The sequence below is a fragment of the Bifidobacterium tissieri genome (assembly GCF_002259645.1).
GTDB lineage: Bacteria > Actinomycetota > Actinomycetes > Actinomycetales > Bifidobacteriaceae > Galliscardovia > Galliscardovia tissieri.
In genome coordinates, this window is the sequence record NZ_MWWV01000004.1 from 370,126 (window position 1) to 389,483 (window position 19,358).

A 19,358-nucleotide genomic window follows, 5' to 3' on the forward strand; every position below is an offset into this window, starting at 1 on the left:
GCTCGTCATCTCGCCAGCTTGGGTGCGGCTGCCAGCAGTTCGCGCGTGTAATCGTTACGAGGATGCGAGAACATCTCGGATACCGGCCCGGATTCAACAAGTTTTCCGTTGTGCATCACCACGGCCGAATCACATAGATAGCGCACCAGATCAAGGTTGTGGGTCACGGTGAGGATCGTCAGCCCGGTCCGGGCACGCAGGTCCTTGAGTACGTCGAGGATCTGCGCCTGCACCACCACGTCCAACGCACTGGTCGGCTCGTCAGCCACCAACAGTTTGGGATTGAACGCCAGCGCGCGAGCGATGGCGATACGCTGCTTCTGTCCACCGGACAAGTCCTTCGGATAAGCGTCGGCCGTATCATGCGGCATGGCGACCATGTCAAGCAGTTCGTTGACGCGATCGGGGATGGCGTCAGCATCGACGATTCGATGGACACGCAGCACTTCGGCGATGGTCTGGCCGGCCGTCATCATGGGGTCGAGCGCGGTTCCCGGATCCTGGAACACCATCTGCATGGATTTGCGCAGATCGGAGTATGCGCCCATGTTGAGAATGGTGCCCTGATAGCGCACGTTGCCCGAATCAATGGGATTCAGCCCCATGATGGCACGCAGCAACGAGGATTTCCCTGACCCGGATTCGCCGACGATACCCACGGATCCCCCGGTGGGCACATCGAACGACACGTGGTCCACGGCGGTGAATCGAGTGTCCGGCTTATGCCGCAGACGATCCAACAGGGTCGGCTTGTCACCGTACTTAATCACCAGGTTCTCGATGCGCAGAATCAGCGGATTCAGCATGACGCACCTCCATCCTTTGCTGCGCCGTCATCGCCCATATGCCGCATGCGATAGTCGAGATCGGCGTCAAGTAGTTTCTTCGTGTACTCCTGCTGCGGATGATGGATGATGTCCTGAGTGGACCCCTGTTCCACGATCCGTCCGTACTGCATGACGATCACCTGATCGCAAATCTCGGAGATCACCGCCAGATCATGACTGACGAAGATCAGGGACAGGTTGTCACGTTTCGCAATATCCTTCAGCAGCTTGAGAATCTGCGCCTGAACACGCACATCCAATGCCGTGGTCGGTTCATCACAGAACAGGATCGCCGGTTCGGCGGCGAGCGCTGCGGCAATCATAATGCGCTGTCGCAGGCCACCTGACAGTTCGAACGGCCATACGTTCATCTTGTCCTTCGCATCCGCGATACCAACCTTGCCCATGAGGTCGATCGCGTGCGCGCGGCAGGCGTCCCATGAGTCCTGTGGATGATGCATCTGCCATGTCTTGGCGACGAATCGTCCTACGCGCATCGTGGGGTTGAGGCTGGTGGCCGGCTCCTGGAAGATCATGGCCGCGTCAGCCTTCGTCACCGGTTCCACATATGTCATATCGCCGGTGGTGTGCAGAGACGACGGCAGGATGCCGACAATCGCTTTCAAGGTCAGGCTTTTGCCACTGCCGGATTCACCGACGATGCCCAGTCGTTCGCCACGGGCCAGCGTGAAGCTGGAGTCGTGGACGAGCACGTCTCCGTAGTCGTTGACAATCGACAGGTCAGTGACCGTGAGTACCGGACGAGCGCCCGGCACGGTCTTCGCCGTCGTCTCGGCAGTTGTTGCCGCCGTCGTTGCGGTCGCTGTCGTCGCAGTCATCAGTGCACCATCCTGTCCTGCAGGGCGTCGCCGATGAGGGCGAGGCCGAATGCGAATACCGTCAACGTGAGTCCCGGAATCACGACGAGCCAAGGGGCGAGTCCGAGGAACTTCTGACCGGAGGAAATCAGCGATCCCCATTCGGGGGTCGGCGGCTGGATGCCGAATCCAAGGAAGCTGAACGCGGCGAGCGCCACCACGGAGAACACGAGATCGGAGGTGAGGTAGATGGCCACTTGTCGGATGACGTTTGGTGCGATGTGACGGAACAGGATGCGTTCGGTGGAGAATCCGGACGTCCGCGCCGCCATGATGAACTGCGATTCCTTGATGCGCATGACTTCGGTGCGGGTGAGTCTTGCGTAGACCACCCAGCCGACGATCGTGAAGCTGACGATCAGCGACGGCACACCTGCGCCGAGCACGAACACGAGGACGATCATGAGCACGTACTGCGGGAACGCCTGCAGCAGGTCACCCACACGAAGGATGATCATGTCCCAGGTCTTGCCGAAATATCCAGCGATGAGGCCGAAAATCGTGCCCAGTACGCAGGGGAGCACGGTACATACGAGGGTAACCGGCAGGTCGATCGCGGCAGCGCGCATCACGCGGCTGAACAGGTCACGGCCGAGTTCATCGGTGCCGAACAGATGCGCCGCATTGGGCTGCTGCAACACCGCGGTAAAGTCCTGTTCGATCGGATCGTACGGGGTCCAGATCAGGCTGACGATGGCGGCCGCCACGAACACGACGACGATTGCGAGACCAACGACGAGCTTGCCCGTCGACGGCCTGCGACGGCGACGACTGTGGACCGTTGACAGACGGGATGCGACGGATGATGCGGCAGCCGGTGCTGTTGTTGCTTTGACTGAGGCGGTCATGATTCGATCCTCACTCTCGGGTCAATAACGGATGTGATGATGTCGGCCACCAGATAGATAACGACGATGGCGATGGCGAATACGAAGGTGTAGCCCTGTACGAGAGGAAAGTCTCGCTGGCTGGCCGCTGTAACCAACCCCTGTCCGATGCCGGGCAGGCTGAACGCGACTTCGACGACGGTGGTGCCGAATAGTGCGTACCCGGCCTGGGATGCAGCGACCACCACAAGCGGGCCAGCCGCATTGCGCAGAATGAAACTACCGGTCAGGTTCCAACCCGTGAATCCCAGTGTGCGGGCGGCGAGTACATAGTCGGAGTTGCGCACGTCAAGCAGTGTGGCCCTGAGACTACGGGTCATGGGTGCGGTGAGCGATATGGCCACGGTGAGTATGGGCAGGATCATCGCCCGGATGTGGTCGGATATGCCATCACCGATACCGGCGACGGGGAACACCCGTGTGGGAAGCGCCACGTAGCTGATGAGCATGATGGCGATCCAGAAGCTCGGCAGTCCGATGCCCACCACGCACAGGATGCGCACGATCTGGTCGGCAAGTCCGTCGGGCTTCTGCACGGACAGCATGGCCAGCAATACGGACAGCAGCAGAGCCACAAGAATGCCACCCACGGCGATGCTCAGCGTGATCGGCAACTGCTGTGCGATCTGCGTGCTCACGGTCTTGCCGGTTTTGAACGATGTGCCGAAGTTACCGTGCAACACGTTGATCACGTAATCGACGTATCGAATGAGGAACGGTCTGTCCAACCCCATCTGCGAACGCACGTGGGCCACGTCCTCGTCACTGGCACGCGGTCCGGTCACCAGTCGTGCCGGATCGCCCGGAGTCAGATCAAGCAGCAGCGTAGTCACCAGCAAGATACCCAGTATCAGTGGGATCAACGTCAACAGTCGTGTGACGATAAAACGATATCGGTTCTTGGTCATGGTCTCGTCTCACCTCGTTTCGGTTCGCGATCCGACAGTCATACAGGTCAGTGCGAGAGGGTGTCGTAGTAGTAGCAGCTCCATGGCTGCACCTCCAATCCCTTGATGTCCGGTTGTTTCGCGACGATCACCTTGTTGGCGTTGAGCACCACGTATGGCACTTCGTCTGACAGGTAGTCGTCGATCTGTTGCACGATCTGCTGTTTGGCCGCGGTATCGGCGCTTTCCTTGTACGAGGCGATAAGACCGGCGAGAGTATTGGTGTCCATCTGGGCATACAGCATCTTGGTGCTTACCACATAGGACGGTGCATCAATCAGGTCCGGGGAATTCGCATTAGTGGCGAAGGTGCTCATGTCGAACGTGCCGGCCGACAGGGATGACGACCATGTGCCGCCGTCCACGGATTTCAGTTCGACATTGATGCCTACCTTCTTCAGATCTGATTGGATGATTTGCACCACGGCGGCCGAGATGCCGGACGTCGGGTAGGTCAGTGTGATCGATTCCGGAATATCCACGCCCTTGAGCAACTGCTTGGCCTTGTCGATGTCCTGACGGTAGTACCCGCCTGTGGTCTTGGGCGAGCCTTCCAGATTCGGAGGCAACGAACTGTTCGGCAGTTCTCCGAATCCATAGAAACCGTATCGTTGCAGGGATTCGTAGTCGATCGCGTAGGCAATGGCCTGACGCACGCTTTTGTTCGCCAGGAACGCGTTCTGCGTATTGAGAACCAAGGTGGGAGTCTGGTGGGCCGGAACCTTGGCGATGTAGCTTGAGTCGAGCAGTTTGGCGGTGATGGAGTCCAGCTGGTTGACAAGGTCGATCTGACCGGCTTTGAGCTGCAATGCCACGGAGTTGGAATCGGGCGTATAGGAGTTGATCACCCGATCGGCTTTCGGATATCCCTTCCTGTAATAATGGGGGTTCTTGTTCAGCACGATATCGCCGTCGGTGCTCCACGATTCCACGGCGAATGCCCCGGCTCCCACCGGATGCTGGTAGAACTCCTTAGCCGTCTTGCCACCGTAATCCTTGGGGATCACGCCGGCCACGGCATACGAAAGGAACGCGGGGATGGAGCTGTCCGGCTGGGAAAGATTGAAGACGATGGTGTGATCGTCTTCAACCGTCGCCGACGCGATGGACGAATAGTTGGCGCCATAGTTCGGGCCGGACTTCCACACTGACAGGCTGAACGCCACATCGTCGGCGGTCACGGGCTTGCCATTGCTGAATGCGGCATCGGGATTGAGCTTGATTGTCAGCTGGGTGTCATTGTCGTTGTATTGCCATGATTGAGCGATTCCCGGCTGGAGTTCCTTGCCTTCGTTGCCCACGCGGATCAGCGGTTCCATCACCGCGGTGGAGATGGCGTAATCCTCATTCAGCAGTTCCTGATCGAGCGTGAAACCGTCAAACACCTCGGTACGACCGATATGGATCTGATTGGCGGAGTCCGCGGACCCCGAGCCGTCCCCGCACGCGGCAGTGCCGAACACCAGTGCCGCAGTCAGAGCGAGCGCTCCGATCTTCTGCATTGCCCCCATGATCATATCCTTCCTAATTCGTCCACACATATTGTTTTGGAAGTTATTCACAAAGAGTAAGGGCATAAAATTTCGAAATCTTAAGTAAAGTTACGCTTTTTAGTTCGATTTACATTGTCGATATCTATAATTCACAGAGATAACATCATCATCTTCGGGAAGCCACAACGAAAACGCATTGTAACGGCTTTTCCTATAGTCTTGCAGTATGAAGAAAAAGCAATCCACAGTCCCTTCGGGCAACGGAAACGAATCACAGCCCACTCGCGAAGGCACACTTGACGACGTCAACAAGAAGATCGTGGCCCTGCTGCAGGAAGATGGACGCCGATCATATGTGTCGATCGGTAAGGAGATCGGACTGTCGGAGGCGGCGGTGCGATTGCGCGTACAGAAGATGCTCGACGACGACGTGATGCAGATCGTCGCCGTGACCAATCCGATGGAGATGGGCTTCCGACGTCAGGCCATGGTGGGCATCACCGTGAACGGCGATATTGAATATGTGGCGCAGAAGCTCAAGGACATCCGACAGATCGACTACATCATCATCACCGCCGGACGGTTCGACATCCTGGCCGAGGTGTTCGCCGAGGACGACGAAAGCATGCTCGAGCTGGTCAACCGTCAGATCCGCAAGATCGACGGCATCGACCGCACCGAACTGTTCACCTACATGCGCTTGGAATCCCAGCGCTACGACTGGGGCGTGCGGTAGGCGTGTTGTGCAATTGGCGAAGATTAGTAGATTCTCAACATGTGGGTACACATATGTGGGAGCCGCGCACTAACTACTCGGCTCCCACAGTCATAAACGTACGATACGGATTTCGTATGGATACATCATTCAAAATCCGGTATTCGCAATATCAGACGGACTGATTCTTCTCTCTCCATGGCACGCTGATGTCGTAATCACCTCCCGGATATTCGACATCATCAGAGCCCGGTAGTCGCAACACAGCAATGGCCCCATAAGGGACGGTCAGATGAATCGACATCAGACCATCATCGCAACCTGCAGTCTCTGCACGATCCGCATCCTTTGCAGATGTCACACTCCACTCAATACCGACCATGCCATACGGACTCATGTGCGAGGTCGCCGCGTGCGTGATGCCACCGCCCGGTCGAGGTGCCACAAGAATCCGTTTCCACCCCGGTTCCATCGGCGCAATGCCACCAACCGTGGTATGCACCCAATCGTTTACCGAACCCAGAGCGTAATGATTAAACGACGTCATGCCACCGGGGTTAACCTCACCATTCGGCAACATGGAATCCCAACGTTCCCATGTAGTGGTGGCACCCATGGTGATCTGATACATCCAGCTGGGACATTTGGTGGACAGGAACAGCGCATACGCCTCATCCATATGCCCGGTGCGGGTGAGCGCCGGCAACACGAACGGCGTGCCGGCGAATCCGGTACCGATTCTGCCGTCGGCAAGTCTGACCAGTTCGGCCAGTCGATTGCCGAACGACCGCTCCTGCGCAGCACCATCTCCCAGACCGAACATGATGGCGAGCGCATAGGCGCATTGCGTATCGGACGTCATGCGAGCATCGGAGCCGGTGCCTGTCACGATGAATCGAGCTCGGAATCCACGACGTGCATGTTCGGCCAATTTCATAAAGCGCTCCGCATCATCCCGCCGTCCCAGCGTGTTCGCAATACGTACCATCAGATCACAACTGTGTACATAGAATGCGGTGGCCACAAGTTCCTTGGCGGTCATGGCACGATCGGGCTCTTCAGGCGGAGCCTGCGGATCGAGCCAATCCCCCAGCTGTCCGATGGCATAGTCCGGCCGTCGGTCCCATACGCCATCCGGGGAAAGATATCCCGTGACCTCGTTCATCCATGCGATCGAGCAATCATAGCTTTCCGACAGAATCTGCGTATCTCCGCTGGACATATACACTGCCCATGGCACGAGTACCGCCGCATCGCCCCACAGCGCAATGGCCGCAGGATCAGACCAGATCCCCATAGGCACGTAGGGAATATAGAACGGCACGGTTCCGGTCTTGCGTTGTTCAAAAGACACGTCACGCATCCAGTTGCGTAGAAATCCGGTGGCGTCATACAGGTACAGCGCAGTGGGTGCGAATACGGCAATGTCAGCGGTCCATCCCACACGTTCGTCACGTTGCGGACAGTCGGTGGGGATGGACATGAAGTTGGACTTCATGGCCCATACGGTATTTCGGTGCAACGCGTTCACCATGGGGTTTGAGGATTCGAACCAGCCTGTGCGTTCCATGGCCGTGTGGTATACGGTGCAACGCACATCTGCGACGGTGAGTTCCGGAAGCCCGGTGATGCGTGCGTAACGGAATCCGTGCATGGTGAACCGTGGTTCCCACCAGGAATCGCATCCATTGGACGTGTATCGGTCACGTTGCACTCCACGGTGGAGGATACGCTGAACCGGCTCGCCGTTCCCGTCCAACACTTCGACGTGTTCGATGGTGACGTTCTGTCCTGCCGAAAGTCCTCGGAAGTGGATATTCATCCGTTGCGAGCAGTTCTGCCCCATGTCGATCATCCAGATGCCGCGACCATCATCGGTCTCGCCGATGCGTTCGATGGATGATGGCGTATTGGTACCGTCGGGCTGAATGGCTTCCATGACGGGGAACTCGATACGATGCTCGTCAAATGGGATCTCGCTGACGGGCTTCCAATCGGAGTCATCGAATCTAGGCATGCTCCAACCGGACTGCTCGAGTCGGGCGTCGTAATACTCTCCCTCGTACATGTTCGATCGTGTGATCGGTCCGAGAGTGATTTTCCATTGCTCGTCGGAGGAATTGGAATACCATGATTGCCGCGTACCGTCAGCGTAGGTGACTTCGAGTTGTGCGAATACGCCGATACGGTCTCCCCACACGTTCGCTTCGCCGCCATCAAATCCGACGCGTCCGCGATACCAGCCGTCGGCCAGCCAGAATCCCATCGCATTGCGACCGATGTTCAGCTGGTCGAGCACGTCGTAGGTCCAGCATTCCACTCGATTGTCGTAGCTGGTCCAACCGGGGTTAAGCACGTCATTGCCGACCTTGCTACCGTTGAGTTCGGCTTCAACCAAGCCAAGTGCGGTGAGGTAAAGCCGGGCGAGCACGGGCTTGCGTGGCAGATCGAATTCGGTGCGGACGATCGGCTGGTGTCGGTGGTCGGTCTGGAATTCCGGCCAGGATGGTCCGATGAAATCGGCCACGCGCTGATGCGGCTGGAGTAGGCCGACGTCGAAACGTATTGGTTCGGACCACTCCCCCACATCATCCGTCGTGATAACACGTACCATTGCCTCGACGAGTTCGCGTGAGTCAAGTGGCGCGAACTGCCACGGCAGAAGAACATTATCAGCGACGGAAATGATGGCGTGATCTTCTCCAGTGCCGTGACGCGGTTTACGTCGACAAATACGCAGTTCGACTTTGGCGTTAGTCGGCAGTGTCTGCGTGTATTGCCACGACAGTCGCGGAGTCGCCGTACCGATGCCTAGTACGTCACCGTCGAAATGCTCGACTTTCATATTCACCGGGGCCGCAATCATGATGTTCCTTCCTTACGATTGTGACGAGATCATTCCGAAACGCTCATTTGGTGCCGTTAAGGGCCTTCGGATTAAAACGCGGATCCGGAATCTCGTGGTTTCGAATGAATTTCATGGCACACAGTGCAGTGACGAGCGAGAGCACGAGCACACCGACGAGAATCCACAGCAGCAATGACGGCGAATATGCCATCAGGGACGGAGTGACGAATCCGAAGATCGCGGTGAGGAATCGCACGATCGCATAGGTGAATCCGGTGGCCGTGGCGCGCGCATTGGCGGGGAACAGCTGCTGACTCCAGATCTTGTAGATGGGTTCGCCATGCAGGGTGTTGGTGATTGAGTAGATCACATAGCAGATGGTGAACACCATCCACTGTCCACCGGCGAACGCGGACACCACCCAGGAGAGGATGCCGCACGTCACACCCACGATCATGACAATGTAGCGCTTGGATGTGTCGGCGAACCGCACGAACACCGCGTAGGTGGTGATGATGGCAAGTACGTTGGCGATGAATCCAACGGCCGTGGCATAGGACTGGCTACGACCGCCGATGGTGACCATGAAATAGGTTTGGAACGAACCCCACGTGTTGGCCGAGAGATTCCACATCAGGTAGTACACGGTGAGGAAGATCAGCGGAACAAGGAAACGCTTGTTACCCAGCAGTCCACTGAGCGGATACGCCTTGTCTCCATTGCCACCGTGCGCCGCGTTCTCAGCCGCGTTTTCAGCCAGCAGTTCGTCTTCAAGCACCTTGAAACTCGGCATAGCGATACGGACGAGCCACGTGATCAAGGCGATCAACGCGATCAGTCCGAACATGACATAAATGCCCGCATAACCGATGCCTGCCACCAGGAATCCCACGCCTTGAGGAATCACGATGCCGCCCAGCCAGAACAGCTCGGTGGACGAAATGATCTTGCCTTGGAACCGTTCAGGAACGCGTTCGGATATCACGGCCAGCGATGTGGGAAGGTCCGCGCCTGATGCCAGACCGACGATCACAATGCCAGCGACCAGCACTGCGAGGTTGGGCGCGAACGCCACGACAAGCGCGCCGATCACCACAAACAGAATATCGAGGTTGAAGACCATCACGCGTCCAAACCTGTCGGACAGTCGTCCTCCGAAGAAGGACCCGACCGCCACACTCAGTGTGAGGATGGTGCTCAATGCACCCACCCACCAGGTATTCATGGAGAATCGCTCGGTCCACAGCGGCAGAGCGATGCCGGCAGAGATCAGAATGGCCGCATCCAGATACGAGGCCATGGATGCGTTGATGGAGAGTTTCCAATATCGAGGGTCCAATTTCACCGGTGTGTTTGTCATTTCCGCTCCTTCGCGTTGGCGTGCAGTACATCCGGCAGGGTCGAACAACATCGTCTTCCCCCTTCACCTGTCATCACTGTTCAAGATGAAGTTGTTTGAAATCATATCGACATTTTATTGAAATTGTCAAATCTTGGTTTGAAATTTCATTTCATTGCCATAGCACCCTCGCGAAATCACAGAACCATGCACTTCTCCTGTACTATGGAATCCAGTATTTTCAAGGCAACAAAGGATACGAAAGCCCATGGCACAAACCAGCGAACACGGCAACGATCAGCCCAACACCACGCCACGGCATCGCCCCAACGTCACCGATGTCGCCACGCTGGCCAACGTATCCATCGGCACAGTTTCAAATTATTTCAATTACCCGGATCGCGTTTCGGATCTCATGAAACAGCGCGTCGAACAAGCCATCGAACAACTGGGATACCGCCGCAGGCAATCCGAAACGCCGACCGTCAAGCGCAAACCCATCGTGCCGTTCATCATGTCCAGCGTGGAGAACTCCATCTACACCTCAATCTTCCAAGGCGCCCAGGAGGTCCTTAACGACAACGGCATGATTCTCATGGCGTCGAACTCCCTCACCGACGAAACGGAACAGCGTCGCCTGATCGACGCATTCCTTTCGCTGCCGGTATCGGGATTACTGCTCAGCACATCGCGCGATTCGTCCGAGGACATCAGCAGAATCCAAAGCCACGATATCCCCGTCGTCGTAGTCGACCACGTGGAACGCACAGACGACATATCCTGCTGCAACGTGGCCGAAGACAATACGCAAGGCGGATACCTTGCGGCAACACACCTCATCGAGCAAGGATGCCACACCATCATCTACGCCGGACACGGATTCGAATTCCAACCCGTCGAAGAGCGTTACGAAGGCATCGGACGCGCGGTACGACGAGCCCCCAACACCACTCTGGAATTCCTCGACTCCCAAGGATTCCTGTTTGAAGACGGCCTCGATCTGGGACACCGCCTATCCGAACGGTACGCCAGCCACGACAACGCCGATCACAGCACCGACGAACACCACCCAATCGGCATCATCTGCTGCTCCGACGCCGTGGCCAATGGCATCATCGAAGCGCTCGCCAATCGCATTCCCCACGACTTCCTTGTCGCAGGAACGGAAAACAACACCTTCGCCGAACGCGGACCGATACGGCTGACGACCGTCAACAATCCCGGCGAAGACATGGGCCGGCGCGCCGCGCGACTATTACTCGATGAGATCCGCAATCCCGACGAGCACATTCATTCCACCGTGCTCTGCCCGCCCACAATCACACTTCGAGAATCCACGATCAGATAGTATCTTGGCCGGCTGCAACGCACACTGCAACCGGCCAAGATTCTGCACTCACACCCAAGCAAACGACAACACAAGCAAACCTAGAACCGGCCCACCGCGTTGGTGCAGACGAGCTTGAGGTTCACGAACTCGCCCATGCCGAGCGATCCGAGCTCACGGCCGAATCCGGAGTTCTTCACGCCGCCGAACGGCAGTTCGCACGAGTCGGCGCCGACCTCGTTGATATAGGTCATGCCGGTCTCCAGTTCGTCGGCGATGCGCTCGCCCTGTTCCTCATCGGTGGTGAACACGTAGGAGCCGAGGCCGAACGACGTGTCGTTGGCGAGCGCCACGGCCTCCTCCTCGCTGGACACCCGGTAGAACTGGGCGACCGGTCCGAAGAATTCCTCGTAGCGCACGGGGGAATCTTCGGGGATGTTCGTGAGAATGGTGGGCTTGAAGAACGCTCCGTCGTTCCTGCCGTCGCCGTATTCGAGGGTGGCACCAGCTTCCACGGCGCGGGCGACCTGTTCGGCGAGGCGCTCGGCGGCTGCCTCGGAGCACAGCGGGGCGAGTTCCACGGTCGCCGACGCCTTCTTGAACTTGTCGAGGAATTCGTCGTACAGGGAGTCGATCACGATGAATCGCTTGGAGCCGTTGCACACCTGACCACAGTTCTCGTAGCGTCCGGCCACGGCGGCTTCGACCACGGCGTCCATGTCGTTCGTGCTGAGCAGGATGAACGGATCGCTGCCGCCGAGCTCGCACACCACTTTCTTGAGTGCCTTGCCGGCTTCGGATGCGACCGCGGTGCCGGCACGTTCGGATCCAGTGAGGGAGACGCCGCGCACGCGGGGGTCGGCGATGATGTCGGCGGCCTGCTCGTTGGTGGCGTACACCTTGGAGTATGCGCCTTCCGGGAAGCCTGCGTCGAGGAAGATCCGTTCCATGGCTTCGGCGGACTTGGGGCATAGCGGTGCGTGCTTGAGGATGATCGTGTTGCCGAGCATGAGGTTGGGGCCGGCGAAGCGCGCCACCTGATAGTACGGGTAGTTCCACGGCATGATGCCAAGCAACGGTCCGACTGACTTGTGTCGAATCACCGCAGAGCCCTCCGCCTCGCGCTTGATCGGCGTATCGGCCATGAATGCCGGGCCGTTGTCCGCGTAGTACCGGTAGATGGCGGAGGAGAACTCCACCTCCACTCGGCATTCGTCGAGTTTCTTGCCCATTTCGTGGTTGATGATCTCGGCGAGTTCGTCTTCGCGTTCAAGATACAGGTCGGCCACTTTACGCAGCAGTTCCGCGCGCTCCTCGGCGATGGACGTCTTGCCCCAGGTGGCGTAGGCCTCCTGCGCCTTATCCACGGTTGCGGCAATCTGTTCGTCGGTGAACGTTTCGTAGGTCTCCTCGACCTCGCCGGTGGCCGGGTTCGTTACCGCATACATGCTCATGTCGACTCCTTTCGCGCCATGACGCGTGCCTGACGACCGGTCATGACAAATGATTCGCGATTCGTTGCTGGAATCCAGTTGTATGCTCACTTGGTTTCGATTTCGTTATCGTTATACGAGATTTATTTTCTTATTCGAAACAATATAGCGATTGCCATTCGTAAACCGAATATCAATCGCCGTGTTGAGTGCAAACCAATCGTTGACCGAAAGCGAACCGCCGGCCGGCCCCAAACCGCCCTTACCGTTGCAGGCTAGTTTGTTTTAGCTTGCAGAACGCTCTTGCGAGTGTTCGCTCCAAGTCTCACGCCGTGTGTGCGGCTGCTTGGTTCACGTTTCACTGCGGATTGCCCGCCACCCCGGAGGGTGGCGGGTCTTACGCCCGCTCCACGTGCGTTTAGGGTCTCCGGGGCACTCCCGGCGACCTTGATGTTGATCGCGGCGTTGAGGTCGCGGTCGATGATGAGACCGCACCCGTCGCAATGGTAGACACGCTCATTGAGGGAGAGTTTGGCTTTCACTTTCCCGCAGTTCGAGCAACGCTTGCTTGACGGATACCAGCGGTCGATGACGTGCAGTCGAGTGCCGGTGCGTGCGGTCTTGTATTCCAGTTGGCGGCGCAGCTCGAAGAACGACGCGTCCATGATCGCCTTGGCGAGCCGATGGTTCCTGACCATGCCGTTCACGTTCAGGTCCTCGATGCAGATGTCCGAATACGTGACGGCGAGCCGTGTGGTGAGCTTGTCCAGCAGGTCGCGCCTCTGGTTGGCGACGCGCGCGTGCAGACGCGAGACCCGTTCGCGCGCCCTATGGCGGCGGTTCGAGCCTTTCGTCTTGCGGGACAACGCCTTCTGCGCGTGTTTCAACCGGCGTTCGCCCATGTTGAGCGTGCGCGGGTTGGCGATCATGGTGCCGTCCGACAATACGGCCAGTGTCCTGACTCCCAGATCGATGCCGACCGCGCCGCCCTTGGATGGGATGGTCGGCGTGGGGTCGGCGCGTTCCACGGTCAGCGAGGCATGCCAGCGTCCCGCGTGTCGGCTGACGGTCATGCGCAGCACCCGAGCGCCGCCGACGCGGGCGGTGACGTTCTCCATGCAGTGCACGCGGCCAATCCTCGGTAATTTAAGTGCGTTCGCGTCACCGTCGATCAGACCGTATGAGCCGGTCGTGTACGCGAACCGGGGTGTCGTCCGATTCCTCGCCCTGAACTTGGGGAAGCCGACGCGACGGCCTTTGCGTCGTCCCTTCCGGCTTTTCGACCAGTTCATGAGCGCGTCGGACAATGATTCCAGTCCGCTGTTGTACGCCTCCTTGCTGTTCTCCGGCCACCACGGCACACCGTTCCCGTCCACGGCCAGCGTGTTCTTGTTGGCATTCCACCAGCGTCGCAGCGCATACAGCGACCACTCCGGCTTCTCCTGCGAGTCGATCATCGTCTTGACATGGGCAAGACCTGCGTTGAATGCGAACCGTGCCGCACCCGCATGCGCGACCAACAGACGCTCCTGCACGGGGGTCGGGTCCAACGCCACCTTGACCGCCTCAAGCATCACGAGCCGCCTTCAACGCGGCCTCCGCCTTGTTCCGTGCGGCACGCCGACCGTAGAGGCGCGCGCAGAACGAGGTCAGCACCTCGGTCATGTCACGCACCAGATCATCATCCAGCTCCGTGTCATCCACGACGATCAGCCGTCGTCCCGCCGCCTTCAACGCGCTTTCGACCAGTCCCGCGTTCATGCGGGCAAGACGGTCGCGATGCTCCACGATGATCATGCCCACGGTCGGGTCCGCGAGGATGCGGTTCAATTTGCGCCGCCTGTCGTTCATGCCCGAACCTGTCTCCGTGACCACCTCCGGGGATTCGACGCCCATGTTGATGGCGAACGCCTTCAACCGGTCCGCCTGACGTTGCAAATCCGTCTTCTGGTCGGCGGAGGAGACCCGCGCATAGCAGACGGTGCGGTTGCCTACGGCGGGGACGGCGGGGGTCTCGTATTTCGGGTCGTGGATGAGCCAAACGCTCCCCGACCGCTCGAACGGGACGGGCATACGATTCTCACGACACCACTTCCACACCGTCTGCTCGTTCAAACCCTCACGAGCCGCCCATTCCTTTGCACGCATGACACAATCATAACACACCAAAACAAGGAAAAACAAATCAACACAGCATCAGGTGACAGCCCTTTTCGGGGAAGCGGGTGAATTTGCAGGCGAACCAGAGTTCGGCGGTCGTCTGCGGGTCGGTGAGGTCCACGGATAGCGCCTTGGCGATCTGGGTCATGTATTTGGTCACCGTATGGCGGTGGATGCCCAGCGTTCGGGACACCTCCTCGGTTTTACCGCGGCACTGCAGCCAAGTGCGCAGTACATCCACGGCATGCAGACTCATGCCGTCCGGCTCACCCCAGTCGTCGGGCTGCACGGACGCCGGGGAACCATCACGCCCACCGTGCGGCCCCACGGACAGATTGAACACCAGCGACGATATCGGAGCGAGTTTCAGATCGGCGAAGGCGCGCATCCTCGACGGCTCCACCATGCCCTCCAATGATCCCGCGCCCTCACGCTGCCCATATCGCAATGACTGCAGGCCCGACGTCATGGCCTCGGACGCCGCCTGATACGCCTCATGTCGAGCCCTCGGCAGATCCCTCCAAATGCATCCCGACGACAATCCGACGATCACACGGGAGTCACGGAGCAGACCCTCCACCCACTCCCCCACGTTCGACTGGGAAACCACCACCCATAGGTCGTTCTCGATCATGCCGAACACTGCGGGATTCATGTTCTTGGCCAAGGATTTGCGGAACGGTTCGAACAGGCGCTGTGCAGCCTCCAACGCCTCCTGCTCCCCGGTGACGCGCAGCACGGTCAACGGTTCGGCAGGCATGCCATCCCACAGATCGGAGGCGTACGGACGCACGAGTTCGGCACCGCCCTCCAGGCACTGCCGCATCATGGCCGCACGCAACCGGCCCAGCGCGCGATTCGCGTCGGCCGAACCGCTGATGGCCAGCGACAGCAACGCCGCCGCCTGCGCCGCCAACGGATGGTCAAGCGTACCCTTCTCACCACGATGGCCGGCGACCAGATACCCCAGGGTCTGACCGGTCGGAGACGCGATGTGAAACGCGGCGATGTCATAGCCGCGCATGGCCACGAACTTCGCCTCGCCAAGCACACTGAACGTCAACGCATCACCAAGAGCGCTCATTTCGACAGGCAGGAACCGATGCGACGATTCGATCACCGTGCCCGCCGGATTCAACAACGCCGCCCAACCGCCGATCAGCTCGGCGGTCTTCGACACGATCGTGCTCACCGGATCGAGCGTATGCACCGAGCGCAGCAACTGCTGCTGATTGCGATACAATCTGGCGAACCCCTGCTGCTTGTCGTCGGCGATACCACGGGAGATGGTTTTCGTGATTGCGATGAACGACACCTCCAACGGCACGGAGAACAGCGGGATCTCACTCGCCTCACACTGCCGGACCAGCCATTCGGGAATGGCCGCATGATGCACGCCCACGCCGAATCCAATGCCACGGATGCCGCATTTCGCCAGCCGGTCCGCATACAAACGAAAATCCTCCCCCGGATCATCCTCGGGCATAAGCAATCCGGTGAGCAGCAACAGCTCGCCACCTTCCAGATATGGCGTAGGATCGGCGGATTCCGAGGAATGCACCCACGAGATCGGCGTATCCAAACATCCCGCAGCCCCCTCCACCACAAGGGAAAGATGCAGGGATCGTTGTTTCAGCAAGGCATTCACGGTGATCGACATGTCTTCACCATACGCCGAAAACCGTTATTGAAGACAATTCGTCCACGATTTTCGACTATTTACTCCGTATTGTCCATAACATTCTGTTGCAACCGGTCATATCTTTGGGAACCAACGACGAACACAGACGTCGGAACACCCCCGTCGGGACTGACGAATCCCAGTAGCGAGAACGATTTTCCCCGTTCCGCACAATCGATTCAACCCCCGACCCCAACCTAAGGAGAAGGCAATGACCGAGCTCAGCGCACTGACCATCGCCATGGCTCAGTACAGCCAGCTGCCGACCGGCAAGCCCTTCGGCAGGTTCGCGAATTCCGTCCGGCACATCGTAGACGTCCATTCCACCGCAGGCGCTCGCCCCGAACTCGTGATCTTTCCCGAAATGCACCTGTTCGGCACCGGTGACCTGCCACAGGATCAGGCGCGGCGCAGCGAAATCGCCGCCGCCACCGATTTTCACGACGAACTGACCGAGAACCTCAAGGCGCTCGCCCGGGAACTCGACATTTGGCTCATCCCCGGAACCGTTCCCGAACAGGATGGGCACGGCGGAATCTTCAACACCGCCCCCGTGTTCTCCCCGGCTGGCGAACTGGTGGCCGCCTACCGCAAGATCTGTCCGTGGCGCCCGTTCGAGCAGTACACTCCCGGCGATTCGTTCACCGTATTCGACATCCCCGGCAAGGGACGGATCGGACTGACGATCTGCTACGACGCCTGGTTCCCCGAGATTTCCCGTCAGGTGGCATGGCTCGGTGCCGACATGATCGTCAATCTGGTACGCACCACCACGCCGGACCGCCGTCAGGAACTGGTGCTGGCCCGTGCCAACGCCATCGTCAACCAGACGTTCCTGGCCAGCATCAACGCGGCGGCCCCGCAAGGCGTCGGGGAATCCGTGCTGGTGGACCCGGAAGGCAACGTCATCCGACAGATCACCGGCAGCCAGGAGGGATTGATCACCGCCACCGTGCAACTCGATCAGGTCCGGCGCATTCACCAGACCGGCACCAGCGGCACCAACAAGGTGTGGGAGCAGTTCCACCCCGGCGACACCCCGGTTCCCTTACCGCTCTATGAAGGCCGAATCGACCCGGAGCGTTGGAGCGCACCGGTCGACTAAGCCGGCCAAGACGCCCAAGCCCTGCCATTGCTCCACAGCAAGCCCGCAATTCTCATTCTTCAATTCCATCTCTCATCCCCATATCCCGATCGCAGTATTCGCTACAACGAACCGCTCGCACAATATAGAGAGGACATCGCCATGACCACGCAGACCATTACCGGCACGGCCATAGATGCCACACCGGTGACAGCCACCGTATCCACACCCCAACTCCAGCGCACCATGGGACTGCGTTCCATCGTGCTACTCGGACTGGCCTACATGTGCCCGATCATCGTACTCGGCACGTTCGGCGTGATCTCCGCCACCTCGCGCGGCGCCACGGCCATGAGCTACGCCGCAGCCACGATCGCCATGCTGTTCACCGCCGGAAGCTACGGCCGTATGGCGGTGCTCCACCCGGAGGCCGGCAGTGCCTACACGTATGTCGGCAAGACGATCAGCCGCAAACTCGGGTTCCTTGTCGGATGGGCGGTGCTGCTCGACTACATGTTCCTGCCTATGGTGGTGTGGCTGATCGGCGCGTCCTATCTGTCCGCACGATTCCCCGCCGTTCCCATCTGGGCATGGGTGCTTGGATTCATCGTGATCACCACCGGCATCAACATCGTTGGCCTGAGCGTGGCCGATAAGGTCAACTTCGCCCTGATGACCTTCCAGGCGCTCGTCATCATCACCTTCGTGGGACTGTCCATCCACTCCGTGGTTGACGGCGGCAGCGCGACCGCTCTGATCAGCACCGACCCGTTCATCGGACAGGGATCATCACTATCCGCGGTCGTGGCCGGCGGTGCCATCGCAGCCTACTCGTTCCTCGGATTCGACGCCGTGACCACGCTGAGCGAGGAAACCCGCAACCCGAAGAAGACCATGCCTCGCGCCATCCTGCTCATCGCCGGACTCGGCGGTCTGATCTTCATCGCCGTCTCGTACTTCACCCAGCTGGTGCACCCCGGCGGCGTGTTCATCGACGAATCCTCCGCAGCCTATGAGATCGCCGCGCAAATCGGCGGCAACCTGTTCACCTCCGTGTTCATCGCCGGCCTGTGCTTCGGCCAGTTCACCTCCGGCATCGCCACGCAGGCCAGCGCATCCCGACTGCTGTACGTGATGGGCCGCGACGGCGTGCTGCCGAAGAAGTTCTTTGGCCGACTCAGCGCCAGGTTCGATACCCCCGTGCTTTCCATCCTGCTGGTGGCGGCCGTCGGCCTGATCGCCATGTTCCTTGACGTGGCCACGTCCACGTCGTTCGTGAACTTCGGCGCTTTCACCTCCTTCACCCTCGTGAACGTCTGCGTGATCGTCGCCTATCTCAAGGCGAATGCCGAACAGCGGAAGAAGGACTTCTCCGGCGGCGCACTCCGCAACATCCTGCTGCCGATCCTCGGCGCACTGTTCTGCCTGTATCTGCTCGTGCACCTCGACGTCCACGCACTGGTTCTCGGACTGTCATGGCTGGCGATCGGCGTGGTGATCCTCGCCGTGCTCACCGGCGGATTCAAGCACAACCCGCCGGAATACACCCACGACTGATGGCCGACAGGCATCAGCAGCCAGAGCAAACACCACTGCAGCAAACACAACACTTGGGTCGCCACATACCTGGCAAAACCGTACGGCGACCCACCAACTACACCAATTCACCAATTCACCAATTCCAACAACCAAGACAACCAATCAACACCCTGTTTTCATCATCCAGAGAAAGGAATCAT

At 59.0% G+C, this 19,358-nt stretch carries 15 protein-coding genes; 4 read left to right on the forward strand and 11 right to left on the reverse strand.

Annotated elements, in window-relative coordinates; translation table 11 throughout:
• Positions 1-5 precede the first annotated feature (5 nt).
• Genes BTIS_RS04435 through BTIS_RS04455 form a run of 5 tightly spaced genes read right to left on the reverse strand, consistent with a single transcriptional unit; the run spans position 6 to position 5,050 of the window.
• Positions 6-806, reverse strand: a complete 801-nt coding sequence (locus tag BTIS_RS04435) for an ABC transporter ATP-binding protein (protein WP_094663007.1) — start codon at positions 804-806, stop codon at positions 6-8.
• Positions 800-1,666, reverse strand: coding sequence for an ATP-binding cassette domain-containing protein (locus BTIS_RS04440; RefSeq protein ID WP_094663009.1), 867 nt, complete (start codon positions 1,664-1,666; stop codon positions 800-802). Before BTIS_RS04440 ends, BTIS_RS04435 begins: the two co-directional genes overlap by 7 nt.
• On the reverse strand, positions 1,666-2,553 hold the full coding sequence (locus BTIS_RS04445) for an ABC transporter permease (RefSeq protein WP_094663010.1): 888 nt from the start codon (positions 2,551-2,553) through the stop codon (positions 1,666-1,668). Before BTIS_RS04445 ends, BTIS_RS04440 begins: the two co-directional genes overlap by 1 nt.
• Complete coding sequence (locus tag BTIS_RS04450) at positions 2,550-3,500, reverse strand: ABC transporter permease (protein WP_094663012.1); 951 nt, start codon at positions 3,498-3,500, stop codon at positions 2,550-2,552. The genes BTIS_RS04445 and BTIS_RS04450 overlap by 4 nt, the downstream gene beginning before the upstream one ends.
• 47 nt (positions 3,501-3,547) lie before the next feature.
• Entirely contained in the window at positions 3,548-5,050 is a 1,503-nt protein-coding gene (locus BTIS_RS04455; RefSeq protein WP_158216839.1) for an ABC transporter substrate-binding protein, read from the reverse strand.
• Between the two features lie 208 nt (positions 5,051-5,258).
• Between BTIS_RS04455 and BTIS_RS04460 the strand changes: the two genes are divergently transcribed.
• Positions 5,259-5,768: an Lrp/AsnC family transcriptional regulator gene (locus BTIS_RS04460; RefSeq protein WP_094663016.1), complete on the forward strand. Its 510-nt coding sequence runs from the start codon at positions 5,259-5,261 to the stop codon at positions 5,766-5,768.
• A 151-nt stretch (positions 5,769-5,919) separates the two neighbouring features.
• Here the strand turns inward: BTIS_RS04460 and BTIS_RS04465 are convergent, their stop codons facing one another.
• Both BTIS_RS04465 and BTIS_RS04470 read right to left on the reverse strand, forming a co-directional pair.
• The gene (locus BTIS_RS04465; RefSeq protein WP_094663018.1) at positions 5,920-8,613 is read right to left on the reverse strand and encodes a family 78 glycoside hydrolase catalytic domain; all 2,694 of its coding nucleotides are present in this window, start codon (positions 8,611-8,613) and stop codon (positions 5,920-5,922) included.
• 43 nt (positions 8,614-8,656) lie between these two features.
• On the reverse strand, positions 8,657-9,955 hold the full coding sequence (locus BTIS_RS04470) for an MFS transporter (protein ID WP_094663020.1): 1,299 nt from the start codon (positions 9,953-9,955) through the stop codon (positions 8,657-8,659).
• A 247-nt stretch (positions 9,956-10,202) separates the two neighbouring features.
• Between BTIS_RS04470 and BTIS_RS04475 the strand changes: the two genes are divergently transcribed.
• Positions 10,203-11,282 carry a LacI family DNA-binding transcriptional regulator gene (locus BTIS_RS04475; RefSeq protein WP_094663022.1) on the forward strand — a complete coding sequence of 360 codons (1,080 nt, stop codon included), beginning with the start codon at positions 10,203-10,205 and terminating at the stop codon, positions 11,280-11,282.
• 80 nt (positions 11,283-11,362) lie between these two features.
• Here BTIS_RS04475 and BTIS_RS04480 read toward each other — a convergent pair whose 3' ends face one another.
• The 4 genes from BTIS_RS04480 to BTIS_RS04495 all read right to left on the reverse strand — a co-directional run bounded on the left by BTIS_RS04480 (position 11,363) and on the right by BTIS_RS04495 (position 16,514).
• The gene (locus tag BTIS_RS04480; protein WP_094663024.1) at positions 11,363-12,715 is read right to left on the reverse strand and encodes an NAD-dependent succinate-semialdehyde dehydrogenase; all 1,353 of its coding nucleotides are present in this window, start codon (positions 12,713-12,715) and stop codon (positions 11,363-11,365) included.
• A 254-nt stretch (positions 12,716-12,969) separates the two neighbouring features.
• On the reverse strand, positions 12,970-14,268 hold the full coding sequence (tnpB, locus tag BTIS_RS04485; RefSeq protein WP_094663026.1) for an IS607 family element RNA-guided endonuclease TnpB: 1,299 nt from the start codon (positions 14,266-14,268) through the stop codon (positions 12,970-12,972).
• The gene (locus BTIS_RS04490) at positions 14,261-14,842 is read right to left on the reverse strand and encodes an IS607 family transposase (RefSeq protein ID WP_094663028.1); all 582 of its coding nucleotides are present in this window, start codon (positions 14,840-14,842) and stop codon (positions 14,261-14,263) included. The genes tnpB and BTIS_RS04490 overlap by 8 nt, the downstream gene beginning before the upstream one ends.
• Before the next feature lie 37 nt (positions 14,843-14,879).
• Positions 14,880-16,514, reverse strand: coding sequence for a PucR family transcriptional regulator (locus BTIS_RS04495; protein WP_094663030.1), 1,635 nt, complete (start codon positions 16,512-16,514; stop codon positions 14,880-14,882).
• 232 nt (positions 16,515-16,746) lie between these two features.
• Between BTIS_RS04495 and BTIS_RS04500 the strand changes: the two genes are divergently transcribed.
• Positions 16,747-17,640, forward strand: coding sequence for a carbon-nitrogen hydrolase family protein (locus BTIS_RS04500; RefSeq protein ID WP_211279425.1), 894 nt, complete (start codon positions 16,747-16,749; stop codon positions 17,638-17,640).
• Positions 17,641-17,781: 141 nt separating this feature from the next.
• Positions 17,782-19,176 carry an APC family permease gene (locus BTIS_RS04505; RefSeq protein ID WP_094663032.1) on the forward strand — a complete coding sequence of 465 codons (1,395 nt, stop codon included), beginning with the start codon at positions 17,782-17,784 and terminating at the stop codon, positions 19,174-19,176.
• The last annotated feature ends 182 nt before the right edge of the window (positions 19,177-19,358 follow it).

What these genes read in the sequence shown, in the direction of transcription:
- BTIS_RS04475 (WP_094663022.1), top strand. Translation starts at nt 10,203, where the DNA reads ATGGCACAAACCAGCGAACACGGCAACGATCAGCCCAACACCACGCCA.
- BTIS_RS04470 (WP_094663020.1), bottom strand. Translation starts at nt 9,955, where the DNA reads ATGACAAACACACCGGTGAAATTGGACCCTCGATATTGGAAACTCTCC.
- BTIS_RS04480 (WP_094663024.1), bottom strand. Translation starts at nt 12,715, where the DNA reads ATGAGCATGTATGCGGTAACGAACCCGGCCACCGGCGAGGTCGAGGAG.
- BTIS_RS04460 (WP_094663016.1), top strand. Translation starts at nt 5,259, where the DNA reads ATGAAGAAAAAGCAATCCACAGTCCCTTCGGGCAACGGAAACGAATCA.
- BTIS_RS04455 (WP_158216839.1), bottom strand. Translation starts at nt 5,050, where the DNA reads ATGGGGGCAATGCAGAAGATCGGAGCGCTCGCTCTGACTGCGGCACTG.
- BTIS_RS04495 (WP_094663030.1), bottom strand. Translation starts at nt 16,514, where the DNA reads ATGTCGATCACCGTGAATGCCTTGCTGAAACAACGATCCCTGCATCTT.
- BTIS_RS04450 (WP_094663012.1), bottom strand. Translation starts at nt 3,500, where the DNA reads ATGACCAAGAACCGATATCGTTTTATCGTCACACGACTGTTGACGTTG.
- tnpB (WP_094663026.1), bottom strand. Translation starts at nt 14,268, where the DNA reads ATGCTTGAGGCGGTCAAGGTGGCGTTGGACCCGACCCCCGTGCAGGAG.
- BTIS_RS04505 (WP_094663032.1), top strand. Translation starts at nt 17,782, where the DNA reads ATGACCACGCAGACCATTACCGGCACGGCCATAGATGCCACACCGGTG.
- BTIS_RS04490 (WP_094663028.1), bottom strand. Translation starts at nt 14,842, where the DNA reads ATGCGTGCAAAGGAATGGGCGGCTCGTGAGGGTTTGAACGAGCAGACG.
- BTIS_RS04445 (WP_094663010.1), bottom strand. Translation starts at nt 2,553, where the DNA reads ATGACCGCCTCAGTCAAAGCAACAACAGCACCGGCTGCCGCATCATCC.
- BTIS_RS04465 (WP_094663018.1), bottom strand. Translation starts at nt 8,613, where the DNA reads ATGATTGCGGCCCCGGTGAATATGAAAGTCGAGCATTTCGACGGTGAC.
- BTIS_RS04440 (WP_094663009.1), bottom strand. Translation starts at nt 1,666, where the DNA reads ATGACTGCGACGACAGCGACCGCAACGACGGCGGCAACAACTGCCGAG.
- BTIS_RS04435 (WP_094663007.1), bottom strand. Translation starts at nt 806, where the DNA reads ATGCTGAATCCGCTGATTCTGCGCATCGAGAACCTGGTGATTAAGTAC.
- BTIS_RS04500 (WP_211279425.1), top strand. Translation starts at nt 16,747, where the DNA reads ATGACCGAGCTCAGCGCACTGACCATCGCCATGGCTCAGTACAGCCAG.